Raw genomic sequence first — 12578 nt, forward strand, 5'->3', positions numbered from 1 at the left:
CACAATGTGATCGTTATCTTTCTACATCTTAAAGATAACAAAAAGGAGGCCAAAGTGTTGGCCTCCCTTTTCTATATCCTGCGTTTATCAGGCTGTCTTAGATGATTTGCTTTTTTCAGTCTTGCCGTTTTCGGAGGCAGTTGTGGCGTTTTCTTCTACTGCTCTGCTTTTGTTCTTGTCCTTGCCGGAAGCGGAACTGATATTAATCTGTCGCTTCATCGTTTTATGCTCATCCTTCGGTACGTTAACCATCAGTATGCCGTCCTCGAAGTTGGCGGTAATCTTGTCTGGGTTTACTTTGTCTGGCAGGTAAAAGGTTCTGCTGAAGGAGCCATACTGAGTCTCCAGCATGTGGTAGCGTCTGCCGTCTTCTTTTCTCTCCAGTTTACGCTCACCAGTAATGGTTAATCTGCCTTCCTGAAAATCAATTGCGATATCCTCCGATTTTACCCCTGGTAGCGCGAGTTGTAGCTCAAAACCTTTTTCTGTTTCGCAAGCATCTACATGCGGTGTAAAGTCTGAGAAATTTCTTGTGTTCACAGACTCGTTAAAGAATCTGTCTAACATCGAACTAAATGAATTCGGCATACTCTCCTGCATGCCATTGTATCTGTTCAGTGCCATAGTTGTATGCGTTTAAGTTTGTTTGAAATTACATTTACAACTATGCTACAGTAAAAACTATACCAACCGCATTATCCTGATGAATCATGAAATAATGTCATTATTAACGAAATAGATATTGCTAAACAACTGACTAATTAGCAGTTAACAGAGAGCTAGTAAGTAATACTGGCAGTGTTCGTGGCTTTGTTTATGGTATACTTCAGTTCCAGCCCTACAACCGGGGAGATGCGGTTACGCTTTGTAGTATAGCCTTCTTCTATCAGGTTTTCCTCCTCGTCATAAACCGGCGACACCAGTGCATAATAGTAGTTTACCTGGCGCATGAAGTATGGCGTAAGGCGCAACTTATCAGAAAACTCGTATGTTACATTAAATAGCAGCCGTGTTCGGTCTATACCGCGTTCTTCCGTGGTTACGTCTTCTTTTTTGCCAAGGCCTGAGAGTAGCATCGCCTCATAGGAAATGCTTGGGGTGATAAACTTACTCCTGAACGGAAGCCGTTTTCCTAACTCGGCAGCCAAGCGAAAACGGCCATACCCCTCTAGGTTTTCCTGCTTCACATACTCCGCCATCACCTGTTTGTTAAAGTACAAGCCTTTGATGTTTCCGTTGTGGCGCAGGAATAAGGAACCAAACATTGTCTGAGGATAATCTTCGGCGGCATAACGAAGGATGACCCCACCACGCCAATGGTCAGTAAGGGTATGCTCATAACCTAGTACAACTTCTACCCGCTCAAAGGCGCTTAGTGGCCCCGCCTCCCGAAGGTCGTTGTAGCGGCCATCTGTATTGATACGGTACTGGTTCCGGAAGAACAACAATCCGTCTTCGCCAACACCATAGCTTAGCTGCAATTCTGGCCAGATGGCAGTAGGGGCTGTTACTCTGTCCTGAGCATGAGTAAAGAGGGGCAACAGGAACAGCAGCAGGAATGGGTACAGTTTTTTCATTTATTTTCGTTAAATTTCTTTTCCTTCAACGCCTCCACCACACCAAGCAGAATCTCGCTCTCCCATTCATCAAACGGAACCCTCTCGTTCAGCTCCGGATAGCCCTGGTTGAAGATAGCAAAATAGTCCTCATATTCCTTTACGCCCACTTCCTCCCAGTAAGCCAGGTGGTCTTTGTTGATAAAGTAAACGCCCTCATCCGTTATCCTGAAATTTCTCAGCTCCAGTTCATGTGCCTGGTAGAAGTCCTGGAGGTAAGTATCGATGATGCTGCGCAGGTAGTGCTCCCACATCCAGTTTACTATTTTGTTGTAAGCTCTGATATAGGCAGTATTTTTGTCGAAGTAAGAGACGAACTTGATTCTAAAGATACCGTTTTCTCTCGTTTTTACATCTATCCTGAAGTCGCAGCCAACGTAAAAACGGTACCAGATAATCCAGTTCATATTGAACTTGATGTCCAGAATAGCCTCCTTGTCAATTCTTGTCAGCTGGCCCGGTTCCAGGTACTTCGCCTCATATTCTAAATAGCCAGGAGCAAGCCGCAGTGTCCGCTTTCTGTCGAACAGACCTGCTGACAAATTGAACTTTAAGATTCTGGCTTTCTCCATGCGCCGTTATTTTAAACGTTCAGTTCCTGAAGTGCCACATAGGCCATTAGTCCGATACCAGCTTCAAGAGCAGTTTCATCTATATCAAAAGTCGGCGTGTGCACACCGGATACAATGCCGCGTTCCTCGTTTCGGGTGCCGAGGCGATAAAAGCAGGCTGGCACCTCCTGGGAGTAGTAGGCAAAATCCTCTGCCCCCATCCACAGGTCCAGGTCTACTACATTGTCTGCGCCCAGGTAGGCTTCGGCAGCAGCGCGTGCTCTCTCTGTTAGCTCCGGGTCGTTTTGCAGGAAAGGATAGCCATTCTTGATATCGATGTAGCAGCTGCCGCCCATGCTCTCGCAGAGGCCCTCTGCCAGTTTTTTGATGCGCTTGTGCGCCTCTTTCCGCCATACTTCGTTCATTGTCCGGAAGGTGCCTTCTATCTTCACCTCGTCCGGAATTACGTTGGTGGCTCCCTTTGCCTCCACCTTACCAAAGGAGAGAACAGAGGGCACTTTCGGGCTGGCATGGCGGCTCACAATCTGCTGCAGCGCCACAATAAGATGGGAGGCTATCAGCACCGTGTCCACGTTCTGCTCGGGCATGGCCGCGTGGCCACCTTTGCCTTTCACGGTGATGTAGATTTCATCGGCACTGGCCATGTACATACCGGAGCGGAAACCTACTTTACCTGCCGGCAGCATCGGGAACACGTGCTGTCCTACTATTTTCTCAGGGGCCGGATTCTGCAGCACCCCCTCTTTTATCATAATGGAAGCCCCACCCGGAAATTTCTCCTCGCCCGGCTGAAAGATAAGCTTGACTGTGCCTTCGAACTCCTCCCGCAGCTCCTGCAGGATGCGGGCAGCGCCCAGCAATGAAGCTGTATGCACATCATGGCCACACGCGTGCATCACTCCTTCATTCCTGGATTTATAGGCCACGTCGTTTGCCTCTACTATAGGTAGGGCATCCATGTCCGCGCGCAGGGCAACGGTTCTTATCCCTGGGTTCTTACCTTCTATCAAAGCCACCACACCTGTTTCAGCCATGGCAGTGGGTTGCAGGCCATAACTCTCCAGCACCTGCTTCACGTAAGCAGCGGTCTGGTGCTCTTCAAACGACAGCTCTGGGTTAGCATGGATATGACGACGCACCTGCACGGTGTCGGGGGCGTAAGCTTGTGCCAGTTCTTTTACTTTATCTACTATACTCATCAATCAACAGGTTAAGCGGGAATGAGCTGCAATGCTACTCCGGTGTTATGTTTTACGTATCAGCAAGTAACTGCTACGGTATCAAAAATCAAAAAGCGCTGCGACTATATCAGGCCGCAACGCTTCTGTAAAAAGTATGTTTTTTTGTTTAACGGCTGTAGTCCAACCTATCTATACGTCTTATTGATGTTTATCTGTTCCTGCACTATCTGTGCGTTCGGGATAAGGTCAGACAATTGGTTGAGCACTTGCTGTGCCTCCACCCGGCTGAAGAAGTCCCCTACCTTCAGGCGGAAGTTTGGCTGCTGGTAAGTCAGGTAATCCTTCTCTTCCGGCACCCGTGCGATGATGGACTTCCGCAGGTTCATGACCGTCTGCCGCTCAGAGCCATTATAGGCTAAAATACGATAGCCCTGCGCATACTTGATATTCTTGTTCACGCTTGCCACCGTATCCATCAGCACAGCCACCTTTTGGTTTACGTGGTGGGTAGGTTCTACACGCGCTACAGCTCCTGCGGCATCCTCTACCGGGTACCTGGGCCGGTACTGACTCAGGTCTTCTGCTACTTTCGCCCTGGCAGTTTCCTTACCAGTATCTCCCGTGGCCCTTGCCGACGAAGAAGAACATGCTGATGAAATAAACAACGCCATTATAAGGAAAAGGCTAAGAATTCTATTCATGGGTAACTATTTTAACGCTGGCAGAACAGCCTAACCTGTCGGCGCCAGCCTTGATAAACGCTTCGGCATCGGCAAATGTTTTGATGCCTCCTGATGCTTTAATTTTAACCTGCTTCGGCAACACCCGTCGCATGAGTTTCACATCCTCCACAGATGCTCCACGCGAGGCAAAGCCTGTAGAGGTTTTTACGAAATCTACCTCTGCGGCAACGCAGATTTCACATGCTTTCTCTATTTCCTCCGGAGATAACAGGGCTGTTTCCAGAATAACCTTCAGCTTCGCATGCTTCAGGTGGCAAAACTGGGCCAGTTCACTTAGCTCCTTTTCCACGGCTGCATACTTTCCAGATTTAAATGCGGAGATGTTCATCACCACGTCTATCTCATCTGCACCGTCCTCAATGGCCTGGTGCATTTCCAGCAGCTTTACCTTTTCGTGCTGGTAGCCCAGCGGAAAACCAACCACTGTCGCCACCTTCACCAGCGTGCCGGGGCCAAGGTTCTCCCTGGCCAAAGTTACGTAACAAGGGGCCACACAAACAGCGGCAAAGCCATAGTTACGGGCCTCGTTGCACAGCTGCACTATCTCGCCGGCAGTTGCATCAGGCCGAAGCTGGGTATGATCGATATAGCCGGCCAGTTCGTCTGCTTCCATAAGTTCTGTTTAAAAGATAAAGGACATAAGTGGATGGATGCCCCTCCCTTATGCCCTTTTGCTTTTTGGTATTTATAATGAGTTAATGCGTCTCATTCTCTCCACCAGGAAGAGAACGAGGCCTATTTTTCGTCAATCAGCATGCAGCGGTTGTTCAGCAGATCTTCCTCCACATTCTTAAACTTCACGTCCTTCAGCACGCGCCCATCGCTGTACTGCACGCTTACGCGATCGTTTCGGCCGGCTACCTTCTGAGAGTGCGCAGGCATAATCCTTTCTGGTTCCGGAGCTGGCGGGGCTGTTGTGCGGCCTTGCTGATCCTCCAGTGAAGAATGCACTTCCTGCTTCTGCTCATGCAACACAGGCGGTTTAGGTGCCATCGGCGGCCTTACAGGCTGCTGTACCTGCTGTGGTGCCTGCACTGGTATATACGCATGAAACAGGAATTGAACTGTCTGCTCATTCACTTTTCCGATCATGCGCTTAAACAGCTCAAACGACTCGAACTTGTAAATCAACAGCGGGTCTTTCTGCTCGTACACCGCGTTCTGCACACTTTGTTTCAGGTCATCCATCTGGCGCAGGTGCTCTGTCCAGGCCTGGTCAATCGTGCCCAGCGTGATTATCTTCTCCATGGCACGAATAAGCTCCAGGCCATGCGTCTCATACGCTTTGGTCAGGTTTGCCACGGCAGCCAGTTGGCGTTTGCCATCTGTGAACGGCACCGCTACGTTTTCGATCATCGGCCCACGGTTCTGGTGGATATCTGAAATGATCGGGTAAGCCTGCTCACCTGTCTGCTTGTTACGCTGCAGGTAATGGTTCAGGGCCTGGTTGTAAAGGCGCTCTGCCAGTTGGTTGGCCGGAACCGACTTGAAATCGTCTTCTGTAATCTGAGTATCTATACCAAATACACGAATAATGTGCAGCTGGAAGTTCTCGTAGTCGTTGATGTTCTTATAGCTCACCACCACGTCTTCGCTGATATCGTAGATCATGTTCCAGATATCCAGCTCCAGGCGCTCTCCGTACAGGGCATTGCGGCGGCGCTTGTACACCACCTCCCGCTGTGCGTTCATCACGTCATCGTACTCCAGCAGGCGCTTGCGCTGCCCGAAGTTGTTTTCCTCTACCTTCTTCTGCGCACGCTCAATAGAGTTCGTGATCATAGAGTGCTGAATTACCTCGCCTTCTTCCAGACCCATGCGGTCCATCAGGCGGGCAATGCGGTCAGATCCGAACAGACGCATCAGGTTATCTTCTAAGCTCACAAAAAACTGCGAAGAACCCGGGTCTCCCTGGCGGCCGGCACGACCACGCAACTGGCGGTCTACGCGGCGGGATTCGTGGCGCTCTGTACCTACAATGGCCAGACCACCGGCAGCTTTCGACTCCGGGGCCAGTTTAATGTCAGTACCACGACCGGCCATGTTCGTAGCGATTGTTACCGTACCTGGCTTACCAGCCTCGGCTACAATTTCCGCCTCTTTCTGGTGCATTTTAGCGTTCAGTACCTGGTGCCTGATGTTGCGCAGCTTCAGCATGCGGCTCAGGAGCTCTGATATTTCCACTGAAGTAGTACCTACCAGCACCGGACGGCCTTTCTCAGTTAGCTCTACGATTTCGTCGGCAACGGCATTATACTTTTCACGAACGGTTTTATACACCTTGTCATGCTCGTCTTTTCGCTGTATCGGGCGGTTAGTCGGAATAACCACTACATCCAGTTTATAAATGTCCCAGAACTCGCCTGCTTCTGTTTCGGCAGTACCGGTCATACCAGCCAGTTTGTGGTACATTCGGAAGTAGTTTTGCAGCGTAACAGTGGCGTAGGTCTGTGTGGCATCCTCTACCTTCACATTCTCTTTCGCCTCAATGGCCTGGTGCAGGCCGTCAGAATAGCGGCGGCCTTCCATTACACGACCTGTCTGCTCATCCACAATTTTCACCTTGTGGTCTGCTGTTACAATATACTCTGTGTCTTTCTCGAACAGGGTATACGCCTTCAGCAACTGGTTAATAGTGTGCACGCGCTTTGTTTTATCCTGATAGTCAGCTATCAGCTTTTCTTTCGCGTGCAACTGGTCTTCCTCAGATAGCGACTTGTCGTTCTCGATGTTCGCGATTTCCGTACCGATGTCCGGCAGGATGAACAGGTTCGGATCTTCGCCCTGTCCGGTAATCAGGTCGATGCCTTTCTCGGTCAGTTCAATCTGGTTGTGCTTTTCGTCGATGGTGAAGTAGAGCGGCTCATCGGCCTCCGGCATCTGGCGGGAGTTGTCCTGCAGGTAGAAATTCTCCGTTTTCTGAAGTATGGCACGGTTACCTGTTTCGCTCAGGTACTTAATCAGCGGCTTGCTCTTAGGCAGACCACGGTAGGCACGGAACAGGGACAGACCACCGTCCTGTGTGTTGCCTTCTTTGATCATGCGCTTCGCCTCTGTCAGGTAATTATTCACGATTTTACGCTGCGCATCTACCAGCAAGGCAATGCGTGGCTTCAACTGGTAAAACTCATGCTCATCGCCACGCGGCACCGGACCGGAAATAATCAGTGGGGTACGGGCATCGTCAATCAATACGGAGTCCACCTCATCGACCATGGCGTAGTGGTGCTTGCGCTGTACCAGGTCCTGCGGCTCCCTGGACATGTTGTCGCGCAGGTAGTCGAAGCCGAATTCGTTGTTTGTACCGTAGGTGATATCTGCTCTGTAGGCATTGCGGCGGGCCTCAGAGTTTGGTTGGTGCTTATCAATGCAGTCGATGCTCAGGCCATGGAACTCAAACAATGGCGCCATCCACTCAGAGTCACGCTTGGCAAGGTAGTCGTTTACCGTTACCACGTGCACACCACGCTTCGCGAGTGCATTCAGGTAGGCAGGCAAGGTAGCCACTAAGGTTTTACCTTCACCGGTCGCCATCTCGGCAATTTTTCCCTGGTGCAGCACCACGCCACCAATCAGCTGAACATCGTAGTGCAGCATGTCCCAGGTTACTTCGCTGCCTGCGGCTAACCACTTATTCGCCCAGATGGCCTTATCGCCATCTATCACTACGTTTGGTTTGCGGGCAGCCAGTTCGCGGTCCTTATCATTCGCCGTAACTACTATCTGTCCGTTCTCTTTCCAGCGGCGGGCTGTTTCCTTTACAACGGCAAAACCAGCTGGCAGTACTTCCAGCAGCACTACCTCCAGTTCTTTGTTGCGTTCTTTCTCCAGTTCATCAATTTCAGAAAAGATGTTCTCTTTCTGAACGATGTTCAGTTCCGGCTCGTCGACTATGCGCTTGTGCAGCGCAGCAATTTTATCATCTATAGGCTTAAGGCGCTCATCAATGATGCCCTTAATCTCCACCGTCCTCTGGCGAAGCTGGTCATCCGTGATATCAGTAAGCTTCAGGTATTCTTCGTTTACTTTTGATACGTAGGGTACAACCTCTTTAATATCTCTGTCGGATTTGGTCCCGAAAAGTTTCGCAACGGTTTTACCGAAAAAATCAAGCATGTGTATGTATCTTCTTTAATTAAATCCTTTATTCTGAATATCGTCAAAAATAAGCTGTTTTTCCGACATTCTTTGTGTCTTGCACTAAAACAGTACCAGAATAACAGTTGCTCCGCTTATCTGCCAAATTTACCGCTACAGTATATAGATTTTCAAATGTTTATACCGGCTGCATAAGAAGCTATGCCATAATATGTAACGTGTGGCAATGTGGCAGAAGTTCGTTTTTAACTCCTAATTGTTTCCTGCTGCCGATTCTTCCTCCTATACTATTGCGCGACCTCCGGAATAGCTAGTGCGGTCTAAAATTATCGCTGCTTAACTCAAACCTGATTTCGCCGTTCTGCTCTGTACCCGTCTCCACCCAACCTGCTTTTCTGTAAAAGGCTTCGGCTCGTGTGCCGGGGTCAGTAGACAGCCATAACCTGGGTTGCCCGTTAGCAAAACTCCAGGATACCATCAGGTCATGCAACTGCCTTCCAATCCCTTTCTTCTCAAACAAAGGGTCAACAAAAAGTGCCCATATATTAGATCGTGTCAGGTCAACAATCGAAAAGCCGACTACTTCGCCCTCCACTTCGCATACCCAGCCGGCTCCTTTTTCCAGCAGCATTTCACTGCATGTGGCGTGGGTAACCAGCGAAGGGTCAGACAGCCTGTTTTCGTGTACGGCCATCCGAACCCTGAACATTTCCTCTATATCGGCTACTGTTGCTCTCCGGTAAATCATCACGCAGAAACACTTACTTTACAGGCCTACACTTCTTCTTGAAGCACCTTCTGAAACTCCATCACATCCTGCCAGCCATCAGGTGTTTGCAGCCAGTCTTTTCGGATACCGATTCTTTCGAATCCCGCTTTCTGGAAGAGATTGATGCTTGCCAGGTTAGTGGCCGTCACGGTGCAGTACAACTGGTGTAGCAGCAAGGCGTTTCCGCAATAGTCCAGCAACAGCTGAAGTGCCTCCCCAGCATGTCCGTTTCCCCTATAGGAACCCATTACCACAATACCCACACCCGCCCTTCTGTGCAGGGGGTCATAGTCAAAAAGGTCGATCGCCCCGATGGCCGCGTCCTCCTGGTTGCATATCACCAGCCGCAGTTGTTTTACTGTATATATATCGAGGGTGGCATTATCGAGGTATGCTTTCAGCACAAACCTGGAGTAGGGTGTGAGGGTATTGCCTATATGCCAGACAGAAGTATCGTTTTCGAGGGTGTATAAAAAATCCAGATCAGTGGGCTCCAAAGCTCTGAGGTATGTTTTTTCTGAACGTAGAAGCACGCTGATCCGGATTAGGAATTATAGTTGTTGTTGCGCCTGGTGCAGTGGCACAGAGCCTGTGAATACCTGCTTCGCCGGCCCAACTAAATTAATATGTTTGAAGCTGTCGCCATCCCGCTTGAAAGCAACCTCCAGATCGCCTCCTAAGGTTCTCACAGCTACAGGACTACGCAAACCTCTCAGGCCTGCCACCAGCGCACAAGCCGTTACACCTGTTCCGCACGAAAGGGTTTCATCTTCCACGCCGCGCTCATACGTGCGAACAAAGATTTCATTTTCAGAAATCAGTTCGACAAAATTCACGTTCGTGCCTTCTGCTTTAAAGCGGTCGCTGTAGCGGATGGCACGGCCTTCTGCATATACATCCAGGTCCTTTACGTTGTCTGCAAAGCATACATAGTGCGGAGAGCCGGTATTCAGGTAAAAGTCTGCTCCTATCTGCTCTATCTTGTTCACATCATTCATTTTTAGCTGGATGAGGTCGCGCTCTACGCTGGCCTGATGCTCTCCATCGGCAGCCAGGAAGCAAGCCACGTCTTCTATCACACCCAGTTGTCTTGCAAAACGCACCGTGCAGCGCGCGCCGTTACCGCACATGGATCCCAGGCGGCCGTCAGCGTTGTAGTATACCATCTCGAAATCATATTCAGGGTGGTCCTGCAACAGAATCAAGCCATCTGCCCCTACGCCCGTGCGTCTGTCACATATTTGCTTTACCAAAGCCTCATCGTCTGTTGGGAAAGCACGTTTACGATTATCGACCATCACGAAGTCATTGCCCGTGCCCTGGTACTTATAAAAGGTTATTGCCATATCGTTGTAACAAAAAAATAGGCGGCTGCGTGCACTTCTTAAGGTTCGGGGGATAATGAGTACTTTTGCCCCCAACCGGCACACAGCCAGAAATAAACGACAAAGATATGTATTCCTTTCTTACAACAGAAAATTGGGATGACTATGAATTAATAGATTCCGGAAATTTTGAGAAACTGGAGCGTTTTGGCCAATATTATGTGGCGCGCCCTGAGCCTCAGGCCATTTGGGACAAGCACCTCTCCGAGCAGGAGTGGCAGCGAATGGCCAATGCCGTGTTCACCCGCGACAAGAACAGCACCGAAAAGGGCCAGTGGCAGCTGAAGAAAGGAATGCCCGAGCAGTGGTACATCAACTACAACTACAACGACCTCAAACTGCGTTTCCGGCTTGGACTATCCTCCTTCAAACATGTGGGTTTGTTTCCGGAGCAGGACAGCAACTGGAAGTATATTTACGATACCACCCGAAAGCTGCAGACCAAGCCGCCCAGGGTACTAAACATGTTCGCTTATACAGGTGCTGCCTCGCTGGCCGCCAAAGCCGCCGGTGCCGACATCACACATCTCGACTCAGTGAAGCAGGTTAACTTTTGGGCCCGCGACAACATGGAGGCCAGCAACCTCGACAATGTACGTTGGGTGGTAGAAGATGCTATGAAGTTTGCCCGCCGTGAGGTGAAGCGCGGCAACACCTACAACGGTATTATACTGGACCCGCCTTCCTATGGCCGCGGCCCGAACGGTGAAAAGTGGCAACTGGAAAATGAGCTGAACGAAATGATAAAGCTCTGCCGGGAGCTGCTGGACAAGACCGATTACTTCCTGCTCATTAACCTCTACTCCATCGGTTTCTCCGCCATGATTCTGGATAACCTGATGCGGGAGACTTTTGGAGTGCAGGTGCAGAACGAAGAACTGGGCGAGCTATACCTGCACGACGACGGCAACAGGAAATTACCGCTGGGGACGTTTTTCAGGTTTACTTCTGTTATGAAATAATTTAATATACCCTGTTTCTTATATAGTTTTATTAGGCCAGCTACAGTTTTATGCCATTGTAGTTACGTTATATATAGTTCATAATGTAGCTTTACAAGCTGGGCCCATAGCAACTTAGAAAAAATTAAAATGTCATTTACTAAAATAACCTTTAGCCAAATTTTTGAAGCTCAAAGCAATATTTTTGATGAATCATTAGAAAAAAATGATTTGACAGAAATATTGAATCTTATAAATTCAACAATTTATATTCAAGAGAAAATTATTGAAAAGGACACAGAACTTGAGCCATTAATGAATGAAATTGTTTCTGATGTAATTTCTGTTGTCTCTACATCTCTCCAAGGACACTATAGACTTTCAGTTTCTGGTTTAAGAAACATTTTAGAAATTTCTTGTAGTGCTATATTCTATTTTGATCACAAAATAGAATATCTGTTGTACAGAGACCACGATTATAAAGCGGATAAATATGTTTCTACATTAATAAATGAATATCACTTCTTTAAAACAAGTTATATTAAAACATTTTATTCAAACATAATTACTAAAGAAAGAGGACTTGATTCTTGTAGTTCATATATCAATAAAACATACGCAAAACTTTGTGATGTTGTACATGGAAGATATTTAACCTTGACGAGAGCGCAAGAGTTGAAAATAAAGTACGACCAATCTCAATTTTCCAAATTCATGTCAATGCTAGAATATACTTTAGGAGCTTTATTTATTATGTATATTCTCAGATTTAATGATTTCGAAAATTCAAACATTATGAATATTGTTAAAAAAACGAATACACTAAAAGATGAGTGATTCATTAGGCAATTATATATTAGACAGAACTGAAAGTTTAGATGATAGATTGATATCTAAATATTTTGTTGAAAGGGACAACTCTAAAATAATTAGATTATTAGATTCTGAACAATATTTATTAGAAGGTAGTCGTGGCGTTGGGAAAACAATGCTCATGAAAGCTTCTATGCTTAAATCTCAGAGTGAGTTTGGCAAAAATTCTATTCTGCCGGTTTGGGTAAGTTTTGAAGAATCCATTAGGATAGAAAGGATATCAATAGTTACTGGAAATATTGATCCATTTTTACAATGGACAATGGGTAAAATATTAGGCTGTGGTCTAGAATGTATGATGTTGGAATAAGTATGGCAGCAAGGGTGTTAGTTGAAAGTTATGTGCGAGATAACTATCCAGGTAAACTGCCCCTACTGCCACAGTATGAAGGTAGTCAAA

General features: G+C 47.8%; 13 protein-coding genes. 3 read left to right on the forward strand and 10 right to left on the reverse strand.

What is annotated here, in order from left to right:
• Positions 1–87: 87 nt before the first annotated feature.
• The 10 genes from ACFS7Z_RS07955 to dapF all read right to left on the reverse strand — a co-directional run bounded on the left by ACFS7Z_RS07955 (position 88) and on the right by dapF (position 10325).
• Positions 88–624, reverse strand: coding sequence for an Hsp20/alpha crystallin family protein (locus tag ACFS7Z_RS07955; RefSeq protein WP_377483127.1), 537 nt, complete (start codon positions 622–624; stop codon positions 88–90).
• Between the two features lie 155 nt (positions 625–779).
• Entirely contained in the window at positions 780–1577 is a 798-nt protein-coding gene (locus tag ACFS7Z_RS07960; RefSeq protein ID WP_377483130.1) for a DUF2490 domain-containing protein, read from the reverse strand.
• On the reverse strand, positions 1574–2188 hold the full coding sequence (locus ACFS7Z_RS07965; RefSeq protein ID WP_377483132.1) for a hypothetical protein: 615 nt from the start codon (positions 2186–2188) through the stop codon (positions 1574–1576). Before ACFS7Z_RS07965 ends, ACFS7Z_RS07960 begins: the two co-directional genes overlap by 4 nt.
• An 11-nt stretch (positions 2189–2199) precedes the next feature.
• A complete protein-coding gene (locus ACFS7Z_RS07970; RefSeq protein ID WP_377483134.1) occupies positions 2200–3387 on the reverse strand; it encodes a M20 metallopeptidase family protein in 1188 nt (395 codons plus the stop codon).
• 167 nt (positions 3388–3554) lie between these two features.
• The gene (locus ACFS7Z_RS07975) at positions 3555–4070 is read right to left on the reverse strand and encodes a sporulation protein (protein WP_377483136.1); all 516 of its coding nucleotides are present in this window, start codon (positions 4068–4070) and stop codon (positions 3555–3557) included.
• Positions 4063–4725, reverse strand: coding sequence for a deoxyribose-phosphate aldolase (deoC, locus tag ACFS7Z_RS07980; RefSeq protein ID WP_377483139.1), 663 nt, complete (start codon positions 4723–4725; stop codon positions 4063–4065). The genes ACFS7Z_RS07975 and deoC overlap by 8 nt, the downstream gene beginning before the upstream one ends.
• Positions 4726–4847: 122 nt before the next feature.
• Positions 4848–8228, reverse strand: a complete 3381-nt coding sequence (gene secA, locus ACFS7Z_RS07985; protein WP_377483141.1) for a preprotein translocase subunit SecA — start codon at positions 8226–8228, stop codon at positions 4848–4850.
• A 292-nt stretch (positions 8229–8520) separates the two neighbouring features.
• Entirely contained in the window at positions 8521–8958 is a 438-nt protein-coding gene (locus ACFS7Z_RS07990) for a GNAT family N-acetyltransferase (RefSeq protein WP_377483143.1), read from the reverse strand.
• A gap of 26 nt (positions 8959–8984) precedes the next feature.
• A complete protein-coding gene (locus ACFS7Z_RS07995) occupies positions 8985–9476 on the reverse strand; it encodes a GNAT family N-acetyltransferase (RefSeq protein ID WP_377483145.1) in 492 nt (163 codons plus the stop codon).
• Positions 9477–9530: 54 nt separating this feature from the next.
• The gene (gene dapF, locus ACFS7Z_RS08000) at positions 9531–10325 is read right to left on the reverse strand and encodes a diaminopimelate epimerase (RefSeq protein ID WP_377483148.1); all 795 of its coding nucleotides are present in this window, start codon (positions 10323–10325) and stop codon (positions 9531–9533) included.
• A 107-nt stretch (positions 10326–10432) separates the two neighbouring features.
• Between dapF and ACFS7Z_RS08005 the strand changes: the two genes are divergently transcribed.
• From ACFS7Z_RS08005 to ACFS7Z_RS08015, 3 genes are all read left to right on the forward strand, one after another.
• The gene (locus ACFS7Z_RS08005; RefSeq protein ID WP_377483151.1) at positions 10433–11326 is read left to right on the forward strand and encodes a class I SAM-dependent methyltransferase; all 894 of its coding nucleotides are present in this window, start codon (positions 10433–10435) and stop codon (positions 11324–11326) included.
• A gap of 129 nt (positions 11327–11455) precedes the next feature.
• Positions 11456–12142: a hypothetical protein gene (locus ACFS7Z_RS08010; protein WP_377483153.1), complete on the forward strand. Its 687-nt coding sequence runs from the start codon at positions 11456–11458 to the stop codon at positions 12140–12142.
• Positions 12135–12488 (forward strand): ORC-CDC6 family AAA ATPase, encoded by a 354-nt coding sequence (locus tag ACFS7Z_RS08015; protein WP_377483155.1) that lies wholly within the window; start codon positions 12135–12137, stop codon positions 12486–12488. Before ACFS7Z_RS08010 ends, ACFS7Z_RS08015 begins: the two co-directional genes overlap by 8 nt.
• Positions 12489–12578: the final 90 nt, after the last annotated feature.

The sequence above is a fragment of the Pontibacter toksunensis genome, assembly GCF_042686245.1.
Lineage (GTDB): Bacteria > Bacteroidota > Bacteroidia > Cytophagales > Hymenobacteraceae > Pontibacter > Pontibacter toksunensis.

Excerpts from the sequence above, each read along its gene's own strand:
- ACFS7Z_RS08015 (WP_377483155.1), top strand. The coding sequence starts at position 12,135 with ATGAGTGATTCATTAGGCAATTATATATTAGACAGAACTGAAAGTTTA.
- dapF (WP_377483148.1), bottom strand. The coding sequence starts at position 10,325 with ATGGCAATAACCTTTTATAAGTACCAGGGCACGGGCAATGACTTCGTG.
- ACFS7Z_RS08010 (WP_377483153.1), top strand. The coding sequence starts at position 11,456 with ATGTCATTTACTAAAATAACCTTTAGCCAAATTTTTGAAGCTCAAAGC.
- secA (WP_377483141.1), bottom strand. The coding sequence starts at position 8,228 with ATGCTTGATTTTTTCGGTAAAACCGTTGCGAAACTTTTCGGGACCAAA.
- ACFS7Z_RS08005 (WP_377483151.1), top strand. The coding sequence starts at position 10,433 with ATGTATTCCTTTCTTACAACAGAAAATTGGGATGACTATGAATTAATA.
- deoC (WP_377483139.1), bottom strand. The coding sequence starts at position 4,725 with ATGGAAGCAGACGAACTGGCCGGCTATATCGATCATACCCAGCTTCGG.
- ACFS7Z_RS07955 (WP_377483127.1), bottom strand. The coding sequence starts at position 624 with ATGGCACTGAACAGATACAATGGCATGCAGGAGAGTATGCCGAATTCA.
- ACFS7Z_RS07960 (WP_377483130.1), bottom strand. The coding sequence starts at position 1,577 with ATGAAAAAACTGTACCCATTCCTGCTGCTGTTCCTGTTGCCCCTCTTT.
- ACFS7Z_RS07970 (WP_377483134.1), bottom strand. The coding sequence starts at position 3,387 with ATGAGTATAGTAGATAAAGTAAAAGAACTGGCACAAGCTTACGCCCCC.
- ACFS7Z_RS07975 (WP_377483136.1), bottom strand. The coding sequence starts at position 4,070 with ATGAATAGAATTCTTAGCCTTTTCCTTATAATGGCGTTGTTTATTTCA.
- ACFS7Z_RS07990 (WP_377483143.1), bottom strand. The coding sequence starts at position 8,958 with ATGATTTACCGGAGAGCAACAGTAGCCGATATAGAGGAAATGTTCAGG.
- ACFS7Z_RS07965 (WP_377483132.1), bottom strand. The coding sequence starts at position 2,188 with ATGGAGAAAGCCAGAATCTTAAAGTTCAATTTGTCAGCAGGTCTGTTC.